This window comes from Rhizobium sp. CB2179, assembly GCF_057653455.1.
In genome coordinates, this window is sequence record NZ_CM172781.1 from 503,602 (window position 1) to 523,874 (window position 20,273).

Sequence of the window (20,273 nt, forward strand, 5' to 3'; positions counted from 1 at the left end):
GATAGTCGTCGTGTCAGGACAGTCGGGGAGGGGGCGGCTGCGGCGTCGGCTTGTCGTCGTCCAGGGCGCGGGCAAGCGCCGGGGCGGGATAGCCGAAAATGGACTTTCCGCCATCCATGACCGTCACCGTCGCTGGCAGCAAAAGACAGGCGACGCAAAGCGGCATATGCGCGGAGTTGCCGGTGGCGCAAGGGTCTTTCAACGGATCGGCCGTATCAGCCGCCTCATGCCTATCCATGCCAGCCATCTGATGGTGCATGCCGTTTTCGACGACGACCGGCGCATTCATCGACGCACAGGTCGGGCAGCCGGCCCATGCGGACATGGCGCTGTAGACCAGCCAGCCGAGAAACATCGTGATGAGGGCGAGCATGCGCATGCTGTTTTATAGGCGAATGCTGGATACAAGCCAAGGCAATCGGCGGTCACATCCTGGTCACCAAGCAGCCATGACATTGTGCTCGATCCTATAATCCTTGCTCTCTTCGCCGAGCGGCGCGACCGGCCATGTCCAGGCGGCTTTTGCCGGCGGCGGCAAAACGCCATGCAGCAGGTCGGCCTCTTCATGCGTCTTGCCGTTGCGGTCGATGACGGCATAGGCGATGTCGGTTACCAGGCAGTTGCGGCAGGGAAGCCCCGAAAGCCCGGTCAGGTGCGCCGCGATCAGCCTTTCCACCGTGTCTTCAGGCATTCGCCCCGCCTCGGCCCCATGGCGCCGTTTCACACCGCGGCCGATCTGCGACAACAGGTTGGCGGATACCACCAAATCGAGATAGGGCACAGCACGCAAAAAGCCGAGCGGTTCGGGCTCGCGGCCGGCGGCGAGGTCGTCGTAGCCGGAAAGATCGCGCTCGATCAGTTGGACATTGCGATGGAACTTGGCCGACAGCCACAGGCGCACCGAGGCGAGATGAACGAGATCGACCAGGACGACGGTGTCGAAATCTCGCGCCAGCACTTCGATCGGTACATCGCGCAACAGGCCGGAGCCGAGGACGACGGCGGTCCGCTTCTGTCTGAGATCGGCCGTCGCCGCCAGGATCGCCTTCCGGCTCATCTCCTCATGTTCGGCCCAATCCGCCGCGCAGCGCCCGGCCCGCGACCAGAGATTGACGGAATAGCGGATGAACTTTCGATGCGGCTTGCCGGTCAGCGGCAAGGTTGCGGCATAGAGAAGCGCCTCAGTGATCATGAACATATCCGCATTTCTGATGGATGCCTCTTCGTTCAATCGATTCCGGTCTTGAGATCAAGGCCCTTCGCCCTTGCCGCTCCCCGCCCAATCCGCTAGGAAACCGCCACTGTCACAGTCAGTGGAATCCCCGGAAATGAACGACAAGCAGAAGAAACCGCAAAAGCTCAAGGCCCGCCTGCCGCGCGGCTTCGTCGACCGGACGGCCGGCGATATCCGCGCCGTCAACGAGATGACGGCAAAGATCCGGGAAGTCTATGAGCATTATGGTTTCGATCCGCTCGAAACGCCGCTGTTCGAATATACCGATGCGCTCGGCAAGTTCCTGCCTGACAGCGACCGGCCGAACGAGGGCGTCTTCTCGCTGCAGGACGATGACGAGCAGTGGATGTCGCTGCGTTACGACCTGACCGCGCCGCTCGCCCGTCATGTCGCCGAGAATTTCAACGAAATCCAGCTGCCCTATCGCACCTATCGCGCCGGTTACGTCTTCCGCAACGAGAAGCCTGGCCCCGGCCGCTTCCGCCAGTTCATGCAGTTCGATGCCGATACCGTCGGTGCGCCGGGCGTGCAGGCCGATGCCGAAATGTGCATGATGATGGCCGATACGCTGGAAGCCCTCGGTATCAAGCGCGGCGATTACCTCATTCGCGTCAATAACCGCAAGGTTCTGGATGGCGTGCTCGAAGCGATCGGTCTCGGCGGCGACGACAAGGCCGGCCAGCGGCTCAACGTGCTGCGCGCCATCGACAAGCTCGACAAGTTCGGCCCGGAGGGCGTGGCCCTGCTGCTCGGTCCCGGCCGCAAGGATGAATCCGGCGACTTCACCAAGGGTGCTGGTCTCGACAAGGAGCAGATCGACAAGGTGCTGTTCTTCGTCGGCATCACGGACTATGCCGAAAGCGCTGCCCGCCTCGCCGAGCTGGTTGCGGGAACCGCCAGGGGTGGCGAGGGCGTCGACGAGCTGAATTTCATCGGTGCGCTGGTTACCAGCGCCGGTTATGGCCCTGACCGCATCAAGATCGATCCCTCGGTTGTCCGTGGCCTCGAGTATTATACCGGCCCGGTCTATGAGGCCGAACTGACCTTCGACGTCACCAATGAAAAGGGCGAAAAAGTCGTCTTCGGTTCGGTCGGCGGCGGCGGCCGTTATGATGGCCTCGTCTCCCGCTTCATGGGCCAGCCGGTTCCGGCGACCGGCTTTTCGATCGGCGTCTCCAGGCTGATGACAGCCCTGAAGAACCTCGGCAAGCTCGGCGCCAGTGAGGTCATCGAGCCGGTGCTGGTGACCGTCATGGACGGCGATGTCGAGGCGATGGGCCGCTATCAGAAGATGACGCAGGAACTGCGCGCCGCCGGCATCCGCGCCGAGATGTTCCAGGGCAACTGGAAGAAGTTCGGCAATCAGCTGAAATATGCCGATCGCCGCGGCTGCCCAGTCGCCATCATCCAGGGCGGCGACGAGCGCGCGACAAGCGTCGTGCAGATCAAGGATTTGATCGAAGGCAAGCGGCTCTCCGGCGAGATTGAAGACAATGCCAGCTGGCGCGAGGCGCGCGTGGCGCAGGAGACGGTCCCGGAAGCCGACCTCGTCGCCAAGGTCAGGGAGATCCTTGCTGCGCAGGCCGAGGATCGGAAGCGAGCGGCGAATGTCTGAGGCATTTCCGGCACGCCCGTCGCCTATTATACGGAGCGCAGCATGCCCCTGATCAATCTCCCCGAATTCGCCAACGACCTCATTGCCGAATTCATCGAGCGCAACGCCGAGCGCATCGACACGCCTGTCATCCAGCCGGCCGAACCTTTCCTTGATATCGCCGGCGAGGATCTGCGCCGCCGCATCTTCATGACGGAGAGCGAAACCGGCGCCAGCCTCTGCCTACGTCCCGAATTCACCATCCCCGTCTGTCTGCGCCACATCGAGACGGCGACCGGCACGCCGAAGCGTTATGCCTATCTCGGCGAGGTTTTCCGCCAGCGCCGCGACGGCGCCAATGAATTCTATCAGGCCGGCATCGAGGATCTTGGCGATATCGACCTGTCAAACGCCGACGCCCGCGCCATCGGCGATGCCACCGGCATTCTCGCCCGCCTGCTGCCGGGCCGCCGCTTAGCCGTGACATTGGGCGACCAGGCAGTGTTTGAGGCTGTCGTCCAGGCGCTCGGCCTGCCGCTCGGCTGGCAGAAGCGCCTGATCCACGCCTTCGGCAATATGACGCAGCTGGAAGCCCTGCTTGCCAGCCTCGTCAGCCCGCAATTCGTCACCGGGCTGGACGACGATATCGCCAGGCTTGTCGCATCAGACGACGAGCAGGCGCTGGTCGCCTATCTCGAGCGGGAGATGCAGAAGACCGGCTATTCGACGAATGCCGGCCGCTCGGCCCTGGAGATCGCCCGAAGGCTCAAGGAAAAGCTCATCCTGTCCGAAACGCGCCTCGACGATGCGGCCTTCCGTGTTTTGGAAGAGTTCCTGTCGCTCGACGTGCCGCTTATCAATGCTTCCGCAGCCCTTTCCGGTTTTGCCGATGCTGCCGGCCTGAAACTCGGCAACGCGCTCGCCCGCTTCAATGGCCGCGTTGCAGCACTTTCCAATGCCGGCGTCGATCTTTCCTGCCTCGACTACCGCGCCGCCTTCGGACGGCCGCTCGACTATTACACCGGCCTCGTCTTCGAGGTGACGGTGGAAGGCTCGACCGCGGTGCTCGCCGGCGGCGGCCGCTTCGACCGGCTCCTGACCTTCCTGGGTGCGACGGACCGTATTCCGGCCGTCGGCTTCTCCTTCTGGCTCGACCGCATCGAAACCGAAAGGGCAGCCGCATGACCATCACCATCGCGCTTCCCTCCAAGGGCCGGATGAAGGAGGACGCTTCGGCGATCTTCGAACGTGCCGGCATGACGATCTCGGCTGTTGGCAACGATCGCTCCTATCGCGGCCGCGTCGAAGGCTGGGACGATGTGGAAATCGCCTTCCTTTCGGCGTCCGAAATCTCCCGCGAAATCGGCAACGGCACGGTCGATTTCGGCGTTACCGGCGAGGATCTGATGCGGGAAGGTTTTGCCGAGGTCGACAAGCGCGTCGAATTCTGCGCCCGCCTCGGCTTCGGCCACGCCGATGTCGTCGTCGCCGTGCCGGAGATCTGGCTCGATGTCGACACCATGGCCGATCTCGTCGACGTCGCGGCCGATTTTCGCGCCCGCCACTCCAGGCGCCTTGCCATCGCCACCAAATACTGGCGGCTGACCCAGCAGTTCTTTTCGAGCCAGCACGGCATCCAGCTTTATCGCATCGTCGAAAGCCTGGGCGCCACCGAGGGCGCTCCCGCCTCCGGCTCGGCCGATATCATCGTCGATATCACCTCCACCGGCTCGACGCTGCGCGCCAACCATCTGAAGGTGCTCCAGGACGGCGTCATCCTGCATTCGCAGGCCTGCCTCGTGCGCGCCCGCAAGGAAAGCCACGCCGGCGAACCCGCTGTGCAGGCGATCATCGATGCGGTGCGTGCCGCCCTCTGATCTCAGTCATGAAGGCAAAAGAAAAACCCGCCGTCGGATGACGGCGGGTTTTGTATGTCCGGGAGGATGTCTGCTGGTGTCAGGCGGTTGCGTAGGCGCCGCGCCGGGCGTCGAGCGAGTAGGCGCCGGCACCGACGGTGGCGAGCAGTATGTACGCGCCGGCCAGCGTGATATTCTTCATGACCATGATCTGGTTGAGAATGTTCACGAGTTCCGTGCCACTCGCGTAGGGCAGGTGGAAGGCAATGCCCGTGAAGACACAGAAGGCGGCGAGCAGCCAGCCGGCAATGCGGACCTGGAAGCCTGTGAGAACCGCAAGGCCGGCCAGCAGTTCGAAAAGGCCTGCGACATAGGCCAGCAGGGTTGCTGCCGGCAGGCCGGCACCGGCGATCATGCCCGCAGTACCGGCAGGATCGGTGAGCTTCATGAAGCCGGAAAGGATGAACATGAAGGAAAGAAGAATACGGGCAATCAGGATGATGACGTTGTTCGACATGGACGTTGTCTCCGTTTCAAGGACTTTGGAGATCTTGGTGCCCCAGCACCGGTTCGACCTCGGATGCCTCTATGTCGCTCTTTTCTTGCGTTGTGGAAAGATAAACGAAAGGGGACACTTCGTTCACTAATATGGAACGATCTCCAAAGCGCGTCGCGTTCGACCGGATTCATGCGACGCGGTTGGATCTTTTGTGGTCATGCGTGTCGTTGGCCCAAAACCGCAGCACACTTTTGGGCGACATGCATTAGCTGCCCCCGCTTGCCTTTGCCAAGCCGGGTCTCTTATGGTCGGCGCCCAACATGGAGACTCCGATGGCAGATCTTTCCGCATTTCCGATCACGACGCGCTGGCCGGCAAAAAATCCCGACATCATCCAGCTCTATTCCCTGCAGACGCCGAATGGGGTGAAGGTCTCGGTCGCCCTCGAAGAGCTCGGCCTCGCCTATGAGCCGCATTATATTTCCTTCGCCGCCAACGATCAGAAGTCGCCGGAATTCGAATCTCTCAACCCGAACGGCCGCATTCCGGCGATCATCGATCCGAACGGTCCGGACGGGAAGCCGATCGGCCTTTTCGAGTCCGGCGCGATCCTGCTTTATCTCGCCGAAAAAACCGGCAAGCTCATCCCTGCTGATGCCGCCGGTCGCTACGAAACAATCCAGTGGGTGTTTTTCCAGATGGCGGGTATCGGCCCGATGTTCGGCCAGTTCGGGCATTTCCATAAATTCGCCGCCGACAAGGTCGCCAACAATTCCTATCCGGTCGAGCGTTATCGCGATGAATCCAAACGGCTGCTCGGCGTGCTCGATGACCGGCTGAAGGGTCGTCAATGGATCATGGGCGATCAATACACGATCGCCGACATCACCACCTTCACCTGGGTTCGCGGCGCCGATATTTTCTATGGCGGCCGCGAGGTGCTCGAATACGCAAAATTCCCCGCCGTCTCGGATTGGCTGGAGCGCTGCATCGCCCGCCCGGCAAGTGCCAGGGGACTCAACATACCGGTCAAGCCGGAGTAACGGACGGATCGCTGCAAAGTACAAAGGCCGCCCTCGAGGCGGCCTTTTATCTTGATGTCCGGCCTATCGCCGGCTTGTGATCTGCTTTGTGCCTTCCAGCTTGAAGCGCGGAAAGACGAAGACGCCGACCATGCTGCCGCTGTATTTCTGCTCGAGACCGTTGGACTCGCCCATGCAGAACAGCGGCTGGCGCAAGCCGTTCGGCATGATGATCGTCGTCGAAAAACAGAAGGAGGAGCAGAGCGTCGCCGCCTGCTCGAACAGCTCCAATATGTGGCTGCGGTCCTTGGCATCATAGCAGCGGATCAGGCTGAGCAGTCCGCATTCCCGTGCGGCAAGGCCGTGCAGCATCGCGCTCCATTCGCCGAGACGGAGCATGCCGCTCGAAAAATCTCCAGTCCAAGCTTCGGAAACGGAAAACTGCGCCAACATCTCGTGATTTTGATTGGCGTCATCAAACGAGCCGGGTGTCAAAGGTACGGCTGCATTGGCTCTGGCGATCTTAAACAAGGCGTTCCCCCGTTCGGATGCGGCTCCCGCCGCACGCTCGGCAAACACAAAGAAACAGGATCACGCAGCAGCGGGCATGATGCCCGCGCTTCATCCGGCGATGATTGCCACGGCCATCTGGCCTCCGTAACCGGAGCCCTTCGAAGCCGAACGTTCATGCATCGCCTTCCGCGCCCCGGCCTCGTCTATTGGCGAAAAATTATCGCCGGGCGCACTTTAATTGCAGCGCGGATTTATAGGGGCTTTTGGACAAACGGCAACGGCTTTTTAAGGGGTATTCGGATCGGCTTCATTCTGGGGGTGCCCGCATCTTCGGCCTATTTCGCCAGAATTGGCATGGGAAGATCATCTTTGCGAGCGTTGCAAACGTTTTCACTCTGCGTCAGGCCGGAAATCGTGCCGCAACTCAATGATCTCTCGCATGTCGGTGGGCTGAGAAAGACGCAGGCAGCGCAAGCCTCGCGCAAGCTTCGTGCCCGGGGCCTGTAAGAGGGAGCCGGGCGGGCGTTCGTCGGCTATGCAAATCACTGTGCCGCACGTCGAATCGCTTTGGGCAAAAGGAAAGGGCGACCCGAGGGCCGCCCTTCCTGTTCCGGATGCCGGAATGGTGGTCAGTGATGGCTTTCGCCTATCACATCATGTCCATTCCGCCAGTTCAGCGCGCTTGACGCGCTGAACCATCTTAGATGATGGGCGGTTTCATGAACGATGCTGTGAAAGGCCGTTGGCCTATCACATCATGTCCATTCCGCCCATTCCGCCCATTCCGCCCGGCATGCCGCCGCCAGCCGATTCTTTCTTCGGCAGTTCGGCAATCATGGCTTCGGTGGTGATCAGCAGCGATGCGACAGAAGCAGCGTTCTGCAGCGCCGTGCGAACGACCTTGAGCGGGTCGACGATACCCATGGCGATCATGTCGCCATATTCGGACGTCTGGGCGTTGTAGCCGTAGTTGTCTTCGTTCTTGTCGAGGACCTTGCCGACAACGATCGAGGCTTCGTCGCCTGCGTTTTCAGCGATCTGACGAACGAGCGACTGCAGGGCGCGGCGAACGATGTTGATGCCGGCTTCCTGGTCGTCGTTTGCACCCTTGACGGTGATCTTCGTGGAGGAGCGGAGCAGAGCGATACCGCCGCCGGGGACGATACCTTCCTGAACGGCAGCGCGGGTCGCGTTGAGCGCGTCGTCGATGCGGTCCTTCTTTTCCTTCACTTCGACTTCCGTCGAGCCGCCGACGCGGATGACGGCAACGCCGCCAGCGAGCTTGGCAAGACGTTCCTGCAGCTTCTCGCGGTCGTAGTCGGAGGTGGTTTCTTCGATCTGGGCCTTGATCTGGGCAACACGGCCTTCGATGTCGGTCTTAGCGCCCGAACCGTCGACGATCGTGGTGTTTTCCTTGGAGATCGAAACCTTCTTGGCACGGCCGAGCATGTCGAGCGTGACGGATTCGAGCTTGATGCCGAGATCTTCGGAGATGACAGTGCCGCCCGTCAGGATGGCGATGTCTTCGAGCATGGCCTTGCGGCGATCGCCGAAGCCAGGTGCCTTGACGGCAGCAATCTTCAGGCCGCCGCGCAGCTTGTTGACGACGAGCGTAGCGAGGGCTTCGCCTTCGACGTCTTCAGCGACGATGAGGAGCGGCTTGCCGGTCTGAACGACGGCTTCGAGAACCGGGAGCATCGACTGCAGGTTCGAGAGCTTCTTCTCGTGAAGGAGAATGAAGACGTCTTCGAGGTCGGCGATCATCTTTTCCGGATTGGTCACGAAGTAGGGGCTGAGGTAGCCGCGGTCGAACTGCATGCCTTCGACGACTTCGAGTTCGGTTTCGGCGGTCTTGGCTTCTTCAACCGTGATGACGCCTTCGTTGCCGACCTTCTGCATGGCTTCAGCAATGTCGAGACCGACCTGCTTGTCGCCATTGGCCGAAATCGTGCCGACCTGTGCAACTTCTTCCGAAGTCGAGATCTTCTTGGCCTTGGCCTGGAGATCCTTCACGACGTCGGCGACAGCGAGGTCGATGCCGCGCTTCAGGTCCATCGGGTTCATGCCGGCTGCAACGGCCTTGTTGCCTTCGCGAACGATCGCCTGGGCAAGAACGGTAGCCGTCGTGGTGCCGTCGCCGGCGATGTCGTTGGTCTTCGAAGCAACTTCGCGGACCATCTGGGCGCCCATGTTTTCGAACTTGTCTTCGAGTTCGATTTCCTTGGCGACGGAAACGCCGTCCTTGGTGATGCGCGGCGCGCCGAAGGACTTGTCGATGATGACGTTACGGCCCTTCGGGCCGAGCGTGACCTTCACTGCATCGGCGAGAATGTCGACGCCGCGCAGCATCTTTTCGCGCGCGGTGCGGCCAAACTTGATTTCTTTAGATGCCATATTCTTAACTCCTGAATTCGAGTTGTTCGGGCAAAGAGCCCGTCAGCCATTTCGGGAAAGCAGGTCGGCCGATCAGCCGATGATGCCCATAATGTCGGCTTCCTTCATGATCAGAAGGTCTTCGCCGTCGATCTTGACTTCGGTGCCGGACCACTTGCCGAACAGGATGCGGTCGCCAGCCTTGACGTCGAGTGCGACGACCTTGCCGGACTCATCGCGCGCGCCGGAGCCGACGGCGACGATTTCGCCTTCCTGCGGCTTTTCCTTGGCGGTATCGGGAATGATGATGCCGCCCTTGGTCTTGGCTTCGGACTCAACGCGGCGAACAACGACGCGGTCGTGAAGGGGGCGGAAGTTGGTGCTTGCCATTGTCTAATCCCTCGATCGAATGACATTCGCGGACCGGATTGGCCCACATGGATAGATGTTAGCACTCCCTTGCGGTGAGTGCTAGCGACGAGCATTTAGGGATGGCTCCGAGAGGAGTCAATGAGAGCAATCACGAATTTTTGTGCCGGAATTGTGAAGATGCCGGAGAATAGTCGGAGATTGCGGCCAAAACCTCGGCGCAGCTGAACTTTGCCGAACTCGTCCGCGCTCGGCGATCTGCCGCTTCGCGATAATTGTCAAAACCCTTTGCCCTTCCGCTCCTCCGGATCGCCGTTCGAGCTCTACGCATTGGCCCGGCGGCGAAGAAAATGCCTTGCCATCGTCTTGCGCCTTTGCAATGTCACCGGTGACTGAAGCAAATCGGGAAATCGGAATGGCTAAGCGGATAGAAAACTTCTCGGAGATATCAGGTCGCTATGATGTGGTGCTCTGCGATGTCTGGGGCGTCGTTCACAACGGCGTCGATCCGTTCCCGAAGGCGGCCGCAGCCCTTGAAGCGGCACGCGAAAACGGCCTCGCCGTTGTCCTCATCACCAATTCGCCGCGCCTTTCCTGGCAGGTGGTCGATCAGTTGCGCCAGATCGGCGTTCCCGACAGTGCCTATGACAGGATCGTCACCTCTGGCGACGTCACGCGCGGGCTGATCGCCGAAGGGCCGAAGACCGTCTTTCTGCTCGGCCCCGAGCGCGACAAGGCGCTGCTCGAAGGCATTGGCGTCGAGCGCCGGCCGGCGGGCGAAGCGCAATCGCTGGTCTGCACCGGCTTTTTCGACGACGAGACCGAGAAGCCGGAGGATTACACCGACATGCTTCTCGATTTCAAAGCCCGCGACGTGCCGATGATCTGCGCCAATCCCGACCTCATCGTCGAGCGCGGCCATCGCATCATCCCTTGCGCCGGCGCCATGGCCGCCTATTACGAGCAGCTGGGCGGCAAAACCCGCATCGCCGGCAAGCCGCACCGGCCGATCTACGAGGCGACGCTTGCGGCTGCCCACGAGCTTCGCGGCGATTTCCCGGTCGATCGCGTGCTGGCGATCGGCGACGGCATGCCGACCGACGTGCGCGGCGCCTTGAATTACGGCCTCGACCTCCTCTACATCAGCGGCGGTATCCACGCTAAGGAATATACTCTCAACGGCGAGACCGACGAGGCGATCCTCAACGCCTATCTCGAACGGGAAAACGCCGCGCCGAAGTGGTGGATGCCCCGCCTTGCATGAAGACACGCCTTGCATGAAGAGAAGCCAGCCGATGACCGTCTTCCACCGCAATGAAACCCGGGAACCCCTACCCGCCCATCTAAAGGGCGGCGTCATTGCCATCGGCAATTTCGATGGCGTGCACCGCGGCCATCAATCGGTGCTGAGCCGGGCGCTCGAGATCTCCAAGGCGCGCGGTATCCCCGCTTTGGTGCTGACATTCGAGCCGCATCCGCGCACGGTCTTCCGGCCGCAGACACCGGTCTTCCGCCTGACGCCGGCGCCGCTGAAAGCCCGTATCCTGGAAACGCTGGGCTTCAGCGCCGTCATCGAATATCCCTTCGACTACGAATTCTCGCAGCGCTCGGCCGATGATTTCATCCATTCGATCCTGAAGGATTGGCTCGGCGCTTCCGAAGTGGTCACCGGCTTCGATTTCCATTTCGGCCGTGGCCGCGAGGGCGGTCCGGCCTTCCTCATGAATGCCGGCCATACCTACGGCTTCGGCGTCACCCTGATCGATGCCTTCCGTGACGAAAACGCCGATGTCGTCTCTTCGAGCCATATCCGCGCGCTCCTGAAGGAGGGCAATGTCAGTGAAGTCGCCGGCATGCTCGGTTACCGCTATACGGTGGAAGCTGAGGTGATCGATGGCGAAAAGCTCGGCCGCCAACTCGGTTTTCCGACGGCCAACATGCGCCTGCCGCCGGAGGTCGATCTTGCCGCCGGCATCTACGCCGTCCGCTTCCGCCGCCAGGACGGCACGCTCCACGATGCCGTTGCAAGCTATGGCCGCCGCCCGACGGTCACGGAAAACGGCGCGCCGCTGCTCGAAACCTATCTTTTCGATTTCAGCGGCGATCTCTACGGCCAGCTCTGCTCCGTCTCCTTCTTTGGTTATCTCCGCCCCGAGCTGAAATTCGACGGCCTCGATCCGCTCGTCGCCCAGATCAAGCGCGATGAGGAAGAGGCGGGGGCGCTGCTTGCGGGTGTCAAGCCACTCGGCGCGCTTGATCGGAAACTGTGCTTTTCCTGAGGTCGCCTTGAGTGCGGCTGTCGCTGCGGCCACCGGCGATTCCAGCCGTTGAAGCGGATTGCCAACCGCGAATTCTTCTCTTCCTTTTCCCGGCAAAAACGCCTATGAACCGGCGCGATGACGAAATATCGGCTGGCAATGATGATGCGAATTATCGGCCCGGCCTTCCGCGCGCGCTAAGCGGCCGGAAGGTCCGGGTTTTTGGCGCTTGGTAAGAGCGCTTCCGTCACCAGCTATTTCACGCCCGTTGCGCCCCTTCCTGGGCCGCCAGAAAACGATTGTCAGACATGACCGATACAGCCGAAAAGATCGACTATTCGAAGACCCTCTATTTGCCCGAGACCGATTTTCCCATGCGCGCCGGCCTGCCGCAGAAGGAACCGGAACTCGTCAAGCGCTGGCAGGAGATGGGTCTCTACAAGAAACTGCGCGCTTCCGCCGCCGGCCGCGAGAAATTCGTCCTTCACGATGGCCCTCCCTATGCCAACGGCAACATCCATATCGGCCATGCGCTGAACAAGATCCTCAAGGACGTCATCAACCGTTCGTTCCAGATGCGCGGCTACGACGCCAATTACGTGCCCGGCTGGGATTGCCACGGCCTGCCGATCGAATGGAAGATCGAAGAGAAGTACCGCGAGAAGGGCAAGAACAAGGACGAGGTCCCGGTCAACGAATTCCGCCGGGAATGCCGTGAATTCGCCGCCGGCTGGATCAAAGTCCAGGCGGAAGAGTTCAAGCGCCTCGGCATCGAGGGTGACTTCGACAATCCCTATACGACGATGAATTTTCACGCGGAATCGCGCATCGCCGGCGAACTCTTGAAGATCGCCGCAAGCGGTCAGCTTTATCGCGGCTCCAAGCCGATCATGTGGTCGGTCGTCGAGCGCACGGCGCTGGCAGAGGCCGAGGTCGAATACCAGGACTATGAGAGCGACACGATCTGGGTGAAATTCCCAGTCGTCGAAGGTCCGGTCGCGCTCAAGGATGCGTTCGTGGTCATCTGGACGACCACGCCCTGGACGATCCCCGGCAACCGCGCGGTCTCCTTTTCGCCGCGCATCTCCTACGGCCTCTATGAAGTGACGGCCGCCGAGAACGATTTTGGTCCGCGTCCCGGCGAAAAGCTGATCTTTGCCGACAAGCTGGCCGAGGAATCCTTCGCCAAGGCCAAGCTGCAGTATAAGCGCTTGAGCGATGTCTCTGCAGCCGACTTCGCAGCGATGACCTGTGCCCATCCCTTCAAGGGTCTCGGCGGTGGCTATGAATTCCGCGTGCCGCTGCTCGATGGCGATCACGTCACCGATGACGCCGGCACCGGCTTCGTGCACACCGCACCCAGCCACGGTCGGGAAGACTTCGATGCCTGGATGTCGGCTGTCCGCGCGCTTGAGGCCCGCGGCATCGACACCAAGATCCCGTTTCCGGTCGACGACGGCGGCTTCTACACATCAGACGCCCCCGGCTTCGAGGGCGCCCGCGTCATCGACGACAACGGCAAGAAGGGCGATGCCAACGACCGTGTCATCAGGGAACTGATCGCCCGCGGCGCGCTCTTTGCCCGCGGCCGGCTGAAGCACCAGTATCCGCATTCCTGGCGCTCGAAGAAGCCGGTCATCTTCCGCAACACGCCGCAATGGTTCGTCTATATGGACAAGACCCTTGCCGACGGCACGACGCTGCGTTCGCGCGCGCTGGGTGCGATCGATGATACGCGCTTCGTGCCCGCCGCCGGCCAGAACCGCCTGCGCGCCATGATCGAAGGCCGTCCGGACTGGGTGCTCTCGCGCCAGCGCGCCTGGGGCGTGCCGATCGCCGTCTTTGCAGACGATGATGGCGATGTCCTGGTCGACGAAGCCGTCAACGCCCGCATCCTCGAAGCCTTCGAACATGAGGGCGCCGACGCCTGGTTTGCCGAAGGCGCCAAGGAGCGTTTCCTCGGCAATGACCACGACCATTCCCGCTGGACCCAGGTCATGGATATCCTCGACGTCTGGTTCGACTCTGGCTCGACGCACACCTTCACGCTCGAAGACCGCCCGGACCTGAAGTGGCCGGCCGATCTTTATCTCGAGGGATCCGACCAGCATCGCGGCTGGTTCCATTCGTCGCTGCTGGAATCGGCGGCCACTCGCGGCCGCGCGCCTTATAACGCCGTCCTCACCCATGGCTTCACCATGGACGAGAAGGGCGAGAAGATGTCGAAGTCGAAGGGCAACGTCACAGCACCTCAGGAAGTGATGAAGGACGCCGGTGCCGATATCCTGCGCCTCTGGGTGATGACCTCGGATTATGCCGACGACCTGCGCGTCGGCAAGACGATCATCCAGACCAATGTCGATGCCTATCGCAAGCTGCGCAACACCATCCGCTGGATGCTTGGCACGCTCGCCCACGACAAGGGCGAGGAGATCGCGTTTGCCGATCTGCCGGAGCTGGAGCAGCTGATGCTGCACCGGCTTGCCGAACTCGACGAACTGGTGCGCGAGAACTACGATGCCTTCGACTTCAAGAAGATCGCCCGCGCGCTGATCGATTTCGCCAATGTCGAGCTTTCGGCCTTCTATTTCGATGTCCGCAAGGATGCGCTCTATTGCGACGCGCCGTCGAGCCTGCGCCGGCGCGCCAGCCTGCACGTCATCCGCCAGATCTTCGATTGCATGGTGACGTGGCTTGCCCCGATGCTGCCCTTCACCACCGAGGAGGCCTGGCTGTCGCGCAACCCGTCCGCCGTTTCGGTGCATCTGGAACAGTTTGCCCCGGTCGCAAAGGAATGGCGCAACGATGCCCTGGCCGAGAAGTGGAAGAAGATCCGCACGGTCCGCTCGGTTGTGACAGGCGCTCTGGAGATCGAGCGCAAGGACAAGCGCATCGGCTCCTCGCTGGAAGCGGCTCCCGTCGTTCATATCGCCGATCCGGAACTGCTGAAGGCGTTGGAAGGCCAGGACTTCACCGAGGTCTGCATCACCTCGGCAATCGAGATCAAGGTCGGCGAAGGACCAGGGGATGCCTTCCGCCTGGCGGAGGTGCCTCAGGTCAGCGTCGTGCCGAAGCTTGCAGAGGGTGAGAAATGCGCCCGCTCCTGGCGCATCACCAGGGATGTCGGTTCCGATCCCGAATATCCCGATGTTTCGGCCCGCGACGCTGCTGCCCTTCGTGAGCTTGCCGCACTTACGTGAAGAATATTGCCGGATGAATTGCGTTTTCGCGGTTCATCCGGTAAAAGCTGCCTGAAAATGGCCGGATTTTTGCGTCAGGGGGACGGTTGTCCGGTTGGGCGATGATTGCACCGGCAGGGCTGGAAGGGTTTTCATGTTAGCAACGCATTGGTTCCGTATGGGCGCCTGCCTGTCTGTTGTAGTGGCGGGATGCTCCCTGGTGTCCGGTTGCGCCAGCAGCCCGACCTACGGCACCGACAAGACCGCCATGGAGCAGCTGACCGACGATCTCGGCCAGTCGGTGTCTTTGACCGGTCCAGACCCGAAGAACAAAGGCGTCAAGTACACGCCGCGTCCAACGCTGGTGCTGCCGGCTCAGGCGCAGAAAGAGACCCTCGTTGCGCCGCAGCAGACGGTCGCCAACAAGGACAATCCGCAGTGGCTTGAATCGCCGGAGGAGACACGTGCTCGTCTCGTTTCGGAAGCCGACGCGAACGAGGACAATCCGAATTACCGCTCGCCGCTCGCAAGCTCTGCGATCGAAGGCGGCCGGCGCACGACGGAAGCTCAGACCAAGGCCTACCGTGAAGCCCGCGCCCTGCAGAAGGGCTCCTATGTCGATCAGCGCCGCTATATATCAGATCCGCCGCCCGGCTACCGCACCGTCGACGATCCGGCAAAGCTCGATGATGTCGGCGAGCCCGAACTCAAGAAGCAGAAGAAGCGCAAGAAGGATGCAGCGGTCGCCAACACCGGCAAGCAGTGGTGGAACCTCCTGCAATAGCGGCTTTTTCGGCGCGCCGGCAAGGATGACGGCGCCGCGCAGAGGCGCTGGGATTACGGCGCCTCTCTCCTTTGCGAAAAGAACCTTCGCAGCAGATCGGCCGATTGGACCTCGTTGAAGCCGGAATAGACCTCCGGGGCGTGGTGGCAGGTCGGCTGCGCATAGAATCGCACGCCATTGTCGACGCCGCCGCCCTTCGGGTCCTCGGCGCCGTAGTAGAGTCTGCGGATGCGCGCAAACGAGATGGCTGCCGCGCACATGGTGCAAGGCTCCAGCGTCACGTAGAGATCGGCACCGGCAAGACGTTCCTGTCCGAGCGCTTCGCAAGCGAGCCGGATCGCGGCGATTTCGGCGTGTGCGGTGACGTCTTTGAGCTCGCGCGTGCGGTTTCCAGAGCGTGAAACGGCAATATCGTCGATAACGACGACGGCGCCGATCGGCACCTCTCCGCGTTCTCCGGCGGCACGCGCTTCTTCGAGCGCCATCTCCATGAAACGATTTGTCTTCACGATCGCAAGAATTTCCACTTAACCGCAGATGCGTGACCTGATAGACAGGCCCAAAAGGCAGGCAAACAACAAATGACACCCAAAGACAAGCCAAAACGCCCGGGCGCAAAGCCCCTTTCACGGGATATCAGGTCGAAAGCCGGCCCGAAGGCGGACGGCGACAAGCCGGCAAAGCCTGCGGTCGCACGCGCAATCGCCGCCGAAACCGATAGTGACGCCAAGGCCGAACGCATTTCCAAGGTGATGGCGCGTGCCGGCGTCGCCTCCCGCCGTGACATCGAACGCATGATCATGGAAGGCCGTGTGACGCTGAACGGCAGGGTGCTCGACACCCCCGTCGTCAACGTCACGCTCGCCGATCGCATCGAAGTCGACGGCGTGCCGATCCGCGGCATCGAGCGCACCAGACTGTGGCTCTATCATAAGCCCACCGGCCTGGTGACCACCAATGCCGATCCGGAAGGCCGCTCGACCGTCTTCGACAACCTGCCGGAAGAATTGCCGCGCGTCATGTCGATCGGCCGCCTCGATATCAACACCGAGGGCCTGCTGCTCTTGACCAATGACGGCGGTCTCGCCCGCGCGCTCGAGCTGCCGGCGACCGGCTGGCTGCGGCGTTACCGTGTCCGCGCCCATGGCGAGATCGATCAGGACGCGCTCGACAAGCTGAAGGACGGCATCGCCGTCGACGGCGTGCTCTACGGCTCGATCGAGGCGACGCTCGACCGCACGCAGGGCTCGAACGTCTGGATCACCATGGGTCTTCGCGAAGGCAAGAACCGCGAAATCAAGAACGTTCTCGGTGCGCTCGGCCTCGACGTCAATCGCCTGATCCGCATTTCCTATGGCCCGTTCCAGCTTGGCGACCTGCCGGAAGGCCATGTCGTCGAAGTGCGCGGCCGCACACTGCGCGACCAGCTCGGCCCGCGCCTCATCGAGGAAGCCAAGGCGAATTTCGACGCGCCGATCTACAATACGACGGCGGTCGCTGCCGAGGAGGAGGCAGAGCCGGCAGCACCGGAAAAGCGCGAGCGTCCGCGTCGCGACGAGGACAAGCGCGAACGGGCGCTGAGCCGTCTCGATACGAAGCGCGACGACCGCCACGGTGGGGCGCGCAAAGAGGACGATCGCCGCGACGGCGGCCGCAGGGACGACGAGAAGCCGAAGCGTCCCCAGCCGCTCGGCCAGCGCCGCAGCGCCAATGTCTGGATGGCGCCGGGCGCCCGGCCGCTCGGCGAAAAGGCAGCGGCGAAAGCCGCCAAGAATGCGCAGACTGCGCGCCGGCGCGGCGAGCAGGCGCCGGCAAAGAATGATCGCATCGAGGATCGCCCGCGCACGCAGGTGAACCGCGTGCGCGAAGAGGATGGCGAATGGATCCGCTCGAGCGAGCAGCCCCGCGGCAAGGATGAGGGCGAAGGCTTCGGCCGCAAGCGCGGCTTTGGTGATCGCCCCGCCCGCGAAGACCGCGGTTCTGGCGACCGCCCGGCGCGCGGCGACCGGCCGTTCGGTGATCGTCCCCCGCGTGGTGATCGGCCCTTCGGCGACAAGCCGCGCGGCGATCGCAAGCCGCGTGCGGATGGCGACGAGCGTCCTCGTGCCGCGAGAAGCCCTGCCGGTGAGGGCCGTTCGGAGCGTCCGCGCGGCGACCGCCCCTTCGGCGACCGTCCTTCGCGTGGAGACCGCCCCTTCGGCGACAAGCCGCGCGGTGATCGCAAGCCGCGTGCGGATGGCGACGAGCGTCCTCGTGCCGCCAGAACCGCCCCCGATGAGGGCCGTTCTGAGCGTCCGCGCAGCGACCGCCCCTCCGGTGATCGTCCTTCACGTGGAGACCGGCCCTTCGGTGATAAGCCGCGTGGCGATCGCAGGCCGCGCGAGGACGGTGATGAGCGTCCGCGGGCAGCCAGAAGCTTTGCCGGCGAGGGCCGCTCCGAGCGTCCGCGCGGTGACAAGCCTTCGGGTGACAGGCCTTCTGGAGACAGGCCGCGCGGCAAGGGCTTTGCGGCCAAGCCCAGCGGGGCGAAACCTGGTGGGGCCAAGAGTTTTTCCGGCAAGCCGAAAGGCACCAAGCCGGGCGGGGACAGACCGGGCGGCGACAGGCCTGCGGGCGGGCCGTCCAGAGGTGGTGCTAAAGGAAAAGGAATGACGCGCGGTGCGGATCGTCGGCGGTGAGTTTCGCGGACGGCCTCTCGCCGTGCCAAAATCCAACGAGATCCGGCCGACCGCCGACCGGACGCGCGAGAGCCTGTTCAATATATTGAGCCATGCCTATCCGGAATGCGTCGATGGCACCCGGATTCTCGACCTTTTTGCCGGCACCGGCGCCGTCGGCCTCGAAGCCGTCTCACGCGGCTGTCGCCATGCGCTCTTCGTCGAAAACAGTGTCGAGGGCAGGGCGCTGCTCTGGGAGAATATCGATGCGCTCGGCCTGCATGGTCGAACGCGCATCCTGCGCCGGGATGCGACCGATCTCGGCAGCGTCGGCAATCTCGACCCCTTCGACGTGCTCTTTGCCGACCCACCCTATGGCAAGGGTCTCGGTGAGAAGGCGATGGCTGCGGCGGCCGAGGGCGGCTGGCTGCGGCCAGGCGCAATCGCGGTGCTCGAAGAACGGGCCGATATTGTCGTTTCCGTCCATCCTTCCTATGTCTTCCTCGAAAGCCGCATCTTTGGCGATACGAGGGTGCATTTCTTCCGATATCAGCCGCAATAAGCGGGGGCGGGCGTGCAGCAGGCAGAGATCATCAGCCCGAAATTGCCTGCGATCAGCGATGTGCCGACGGTCGCCGTCGCTTTTGGCGGCGGCGGTGCGCGCGGACTTGCCCATATCCATGTCATCGAGACGCTCGATGAACTCGGCATCCGCCCGGTGGCGGTATCAGGCTCGTCGATCGGCGCGATCATGGCGGCCGGCATGGCGGCCGGCATGTCAGGCGCCGAAATCCGCGAACATGCGCTGACGACCGTCGGCAACAAGACGGCCGTCGTCGCCCGCATCTGGGGCCTGAGGCCGGCGACGGTGCGCGATGCGGTGGCCAAGGGTATCCGCATCGGCCAGTTCAATCTGGAGCGGATCCTCAAGGCTTTCCTGCCCTCCGAGCTGCCGGCCCGCTTCGAGGATCTGCTGGTCCCGATGAAGGTGATCACCACCGATTATTACGGGCAGTGCGAAGTCATCATCGAACAGGGCGAGCTGTTTCCCGCACTTGCGGCCTCTTCCGCCATCCCCGCCGTCTTCATGCCGGTGCGCCTGCACGACCGCGTGATGATCGACGGCGGCATCAGCAATCCGGTGCCTTATGAATGCCTGATGGATCTTGCCGACATCGTCGTCGGCATCGATGTCGTCGGCGCGCCGGAAGGCGACGGCACCCATATTCCGAACCGTATGGAGAGCATCTTCGGTTCCGGCCAGCTGATGATGCAGACGGCGATCTCGCTGAAGCTGAGGCTTCGCCCGCCGCATATCTTCCTGCGCCCGACGGTCGGGCGCACCGGCGTCATGGATTTCCTGAAGGCCCGCGAAGTCCTTGCCATGTCCGTCGGCGTCAAGGACGACCTGAAATTCGCCCTTGACCGGGAAATCGAGGCTCGGCTGAAGCGCTAAAGCACTCTTGGCTTCACTGAGCATGGCCTTCATGGCCGGCGTGACCCGCACCGTTTGCAGCCTCGTTCATCATCACCGTGCCCTCGAAGCTTGAGAACAGCGCAAGCGCGGAAGAATCGAGGCCGGCCTCGGCATTCTTCAGTTTCGCAGCCAGCCCGGCGGCGTCAACTGCGGAGAGCCCGATCGTCTCCAGCGTCCCGGCATCCTTCAGGCTGTCGCCGCTGCAGAGATAGATGCTCCAGCCGTGATGCGACTTCTTCATCAGGGCTCGTCCGCCGTATCCGTTCTGCCGCCAGCCGACGATCGCCCAATCGGCCTGAACGACGACCGGCGCGATATCGAGCGGCTTGTCTGGCCGTTCGAACATCACCTTCAGCCTCGCCGGGATCGCCTGTTGCGGATCGTCATCCGCAGATGCCATGGATGCAAGCAGCACGCCGGCAACAATAGCGATGATCTTCTTCATCTGATGGCCTTCC

20 protein-coding genes are annotated in these 20,273 nt (G+C 62.4%); 12 read left to right on the forward strand and 8 right to left on the reverse strand.

All coding sequences use genetic code 11. The features are described 5' to 3' along the window. Positions 1–13 precede the first annotated feature (13 nt). Both AC244Q_RS02450 and AC244Q_RS02455 read right to left on the reverse strand, forming a co-directional pair. Positions 14–379, reverse strand: coding sequence for a hypothetical protein (locus tag AC244Q_RS02450; protein WP_012756198.1), 366 nt, complete (start codon positions 377–379; stop codon positions 14–16). A 57-nt stretch (positions 380–436) separates the two neighbouring features. Next, on the reverse strand, positions 437–1,198 hold the full coding sequence (locus tag AC244Q_RS02455; protein WP_171815672.1) for a hypothetical protein: 762 nt from the start codon (positions 1,196–1,198) through the stop codon (positions 437–439). A 130-nt stretch (positions 1,199–1,328) separates the two neighbouring features. Here AC244Q_RS02455 and hisS point away from each other — a divergent pair, with 130 nt between their 5' ends. From hisS to hisG, 3 genes are read left to right on the forward strand one after another with little or no spacing between them, the layout of a single operon-like run. Continuing rightward, entirely contained in the window at positions 1,329–2,849 is a 1,521-nt protein-coding gene (gene hisS, locus AC244Q_RS02460; protein ID WP_128407392.1) for a histidine--tRNA ligase, read from the forward strand. A 42-nt stretch (positions 2,850–2,891) separates the two neighbouring features. Then, positions 2,892–4,013, forward strand: coding sequence for an ATP phosphoribosyltransferase regulatory subunit (locus AC244Q_RS02465; protein ID WP_017993059.1), 1,122 nt, complete (start codon positions 2,892–2,894; stop codon positions 4,011–4,013). Continuing rightward, positions 4,010–4,705 carry an ATP phosphoribosyltransferase gene (gene hisG, locus AC244Q_RS02470; protein ID WP_012756202.1) on the forward strand — a complete coding sequence of 232 codons (696 nt, stop codon included), beginning with the start codon at positions 4,010–4,012 and terminating at the stop codon, positions 4,703–4,705. Before AC244Q_RS02465 ends, hisG begins: the two co-directional genes overlap by 4 nt. Before the next feature lie 79 nt (positions 4,706–4,784). On the opposite strand, the gene AC244Q_RS02475 is transcribed toward hisG, so the two are convergent. Continuing rightward, positions 4,785–5,201 (reverse strand): DoxX family protein, encoded by a 417-nt coding sequence (locus AC244Q_RS02475; protein WP_017993060.1) that lies wholly within the window; start codon positions 5,199–5,201, stop codon positions 4,785–4,787. 314 nt (positions 5,202–5,515) lie between these two features. Between AC244Q_RS02475 and AC244Q_RS02480 the strand changes: the two genes are divergently transcribed. Next, entirely contained in the window at positions 5,516–6,226 is a 711-nt protein-coding gene (locus AC244Q_RS02480; RefSeq protein ID WP_012756204.1) for a glutathione binding-like protein, read from the forward strand. 63 nt (positions 6,227–6,289) lie between these two features. On the opposite strand, the gene AC244Q_RS02485 is transcribed toward AC244Q_RS02480, so the two are convergent. Beyond that, positions 6,290–6,736 (reverse strand): hypothetical protein, encoded by a 447-nt coding sequence (locus AC244Q_RS02485; protein ID WP_012756205.1) that lies wholly within the window; start codon positions 6,734–6,736, stop codon positions 6,290–6,292. A 156-nt stretch (positions 6,737–6,892) separates the two neighbouring features. Between AC244Q_RS02485 and AC244Q_RS02490 the strand changes: the two genes are divergently transcribed. Then, positions 6,893–7,225 (forward strand): hypothetical protein, encoded by a 333-nt coding sequence (locus AC244Q_RS02490; RefSeq protein WP_162770438.1) that lies wholly within the window; start codon positions 6,893–6,895, stop codon positions 7,223–7,225. Between the two features lie 243 nt (positions 7,226–7,468). Here the strand turns inward: AC244Q_RS02490 and groL are convergent, their stop codons facing one another. Further along, positions 7,469–9,112, reverse strand: a complete 1,644-nt coding sequence (gene groL, locus AC244Q_RS02495; RefSeq protein WP_012756206.1) for a chaperonin GroEL — start codon at positions 9,110–9,112, stop codon at positions 7,469–7,471. A gap of 72 nt (positions 9,113–9,184) precedes the next feature. Then, entirely contained in the window at positions 9,185–9,481 is a 297-nt protein-coding gene (gene groES / locus AC244Q_RS02500) for a co-chaperone GroES (protein ID WP_003545797.1), read from the reverse strand. A gap of 394 nt (positions 9,482–9,875) precedes the next feature. On the opposite strand from groES, the gene AC244Q_RS02505 reads away from it, so the two are divergent. From AC244Q_RS02505 to AC244Q_RS02520, 4 genes are all read left to right on the forward strand, one after another. After that, on the forward strand, positions 9,876–10,724 hold the full coding sequence (locus AC244Q_RS02505; RefSeq protein ID WP_113547264.1) for a TIGR01459 family HAD-type hydrolase: 849 nt from the start codon (positions 9,876–9,878) through the stop codon (positions 10,722–10,724). Positions 10,725–10,755: 31 nt separating this feature from the next. Next, entirely contained in the window at positions 10,756–11,739 is a 984-nt protein-coding gene (locus tag AC244Q_RS02510) for a bifunctional riboflavin kinase/FAD synthetase (protein ID WP_113547275.1), read from the forward strand. A 287-nt stretch (positions 11,740–12,026) separates the two neighbouring features. Next, entirely contained in the window at positions 12,027–14,918 is a 2,892-nt protein-coding gene (ileS, locus tag AC244Q_RS02515; protein ID WP_113547265.1) for an isoleucine--tRNA ligase, read from the forward strand. Between the two features lie 133 nt (positions 14,919–15,051). Continuing rightward, positions 15,052–15,681 carry a hypothetical protein gene (locus AC244Q_RS02520; RefSeq protein WP_012756210.1) on the forward strand — a complete coding sequence of 210 codons (630 nt, stop codon included), beginning with the start codon at positions 15,052–15,054 and terminating at the stop codon, positions 15,679–15,681. A gap of 53 nt (positions 15,682–15,734) precedes the next feature. Here AC244Q_RS02520 and AC244Q_RS02525 read toward each other — a convergent pair whose 3' ends face one another. Next, positions 15,735–16,172 (reverse strand): nucleoside deaminase, encoded by a 438-nt coding sequence (locus tag AC244Q_RS02525; protein ID WP_032996237.1) that lies wholly within the window; start codon positions 16,170–16,172, stop codon positions 15,735–15,737. Positions 16,173–16,262: 90 nt separating this feature from the next. Here AC244Q_RS02525 and AC244Q_RS02530 point away from each other — a divergent pair, with 90 nt between their 5' ends. Genes AC244Q_RS02530 through AC244Q_RS02540 form a run of 3 tightly spaced genes read left to right on the forward strand, consistent with a single transcriptional unit; the run spans position 16,263 to position 19,794 of the window. Beyond that, positions 16,263–18,359, forward strand: a complete 2,097-nt coding sequence (locus AC244Q_RS02530; protein WP_128407393.1) for a pseudouridine synthase — start codon at positions 16,263–16,265, stop codon at positions 18,357–18,359. Then, positions 18,340–18,900, forward strand: coding sequence for a 16S rRNA (guanine(966)-N(2))-methyltransferase RsmD (rsmD, locus tag AC244Q_RS02535; RefSeq protein ID WP_011650636.1), 561 nt, complete (start codon positions 18,340–18,342; stop codon positions 18,898–18,900). Before AC244Q_RS02530 ends, rsmD begins: the two co-directional genes overlap by 20 nt. Positions 18,901–18,912: 12 nt before the next feature. After that, positions 18,913–19,794: a patatin-like phospholipase family protein gene (locus AC244Q_RS02540; protein ID WP_113547267.1), complete on the forward strand. Its 882-nt coding sequence runs from the start codon at positions 18,913–18,915 to the stop codon at positions 19,792–19,794. Between the two features lie 13 nt (positions 19,795–19,807). Here AC244Q_RS02540 and AC244Q_RS02545 read toward each other — a convergent pair whose 3' ends face one another. After that, a complete protein-coding gene (locus tag AC244Q_RS02545; protein ID WP_113547276.1) occupies positions 19,808–20,260 on the reverse strand; it encodes a copper uptake system-associated protein in 453 nt (150 codons plus the stop codon). Positions 20,261–20,273 lie beyond the last annotated feature (13 nt).

Coding starts and splice junctions, on each gene's coding strand:
- AC244Q_RS02450 (WP_012756198.1), bottom strand. CDS start 379: ATGCGCATGCTCGCCCTCATCACGATGTTTCTCGGCTGGCTGGTCTAC.
- AC244Q_RS02455 (WP_171815672.1), bottom strand. CDS start 1,198: ATGTTCATGATCACTGAGGCGCTTCTCTATGCCGCAACCTTGCCGCTG.
- hisS (WP_128407392.1), top strand. CDS start 1,329: ATGAACGACAAGCAGAAGAAACCGCAAAAGCTCAAGGCCCGCCTGCCG.
- AC244Q_RS02465 (WP_017993059.1), top strand. CDS start 2,892: ATGCCCCTGATCAATCTCCCCGAATTCGCCAACGACCTCATTGCCGAA.
- hisG (WP_012756202.1), top strand. CDS start 4,010: ATGACCATCACCATCGCGCTTCCCTCCAAGGGCCGGATGAAGGAGGAC.
- AC244Q_RS02475 (WP_017993060.1), bottom strand. CDS start 5,201: ATGTCGAACAACGTCATCATCCTGATTGCCCGTATTCTTCTTTCCTTC.
- AC244Q_RS02480 (WP_012756204.1), top strand. CDS start 5,516: ATGGCAGATCTTTCCGCATTTCCGATCACGACGCGCTGGCCGGCAAAA.
- AC244Q_RS02490 (WP_162770438.1), top strand. CDS start 6,893: ATGCATCGCCTTCCGCGCCCCGGCCTCGTCTATTGGCGAAAAATTATC.
- groL (WP_012756206.1), bottom strand. CDS start 9,112: ATGGCATCTAAAGAAATCAAGTTTGGCCGCACCGCGCGCGAAAAGATG.
- groES (WP_003545797.1), bottom strand. CDS start 9,481: ATGGCAAGCACCAACTTCCGCCCCCTTCACGACCGCGTCGTTGTTCGC.
- AC244Q_RS02505 (WP_113547264.1), top strand. CDS start 9,876: ATGGCTAAGCGGATAGAAAACTTCTCGGAGATATCAGGTCGCTATGAT.
- AC244Q_RS02510 (WP_113547275.1), top strand. CDS start 10,756: ATGACCGTCTTCCACCGCAATGAAACCCGGGAACCCCTACCCGCCCAT.
- ileS (WP_113547265.1), top strand. CDS start 12,027: ATGACCGATACAGCCGAAAAGATCGACTATTCGAAGACCCTCTATTTG.
- AC244Q_RS02520 (WP_012756210.1), top strand. CDS start 15,052: ATGTTAGCAACGCATTGGTTCCGTATGGGCGCCTGCCTGTCTGTTGTA.
- AC244Q_RS02525 (WP_032996237.1), bottom strand. CDS start 16,172: ATGGAGATGGCGCTCGAAGAAGCGCGTGCCGCCGGAGAACGCGGAGAG.
- AC244Q_RS02530 (WP_128407393.1), top strand. CDS start 16,263: ATGACACCCAAAGACAAGCCAAAACGCCCGGGCGCAAAGCCCCTTTCA.
- AC244Q_RS02545 (WP_113547276.1), bottom strand. CDS start 20,260: ATGAAGAAGATCATCGCTATTGTTGCCGGCGTGCTGCTTGCATCCATG.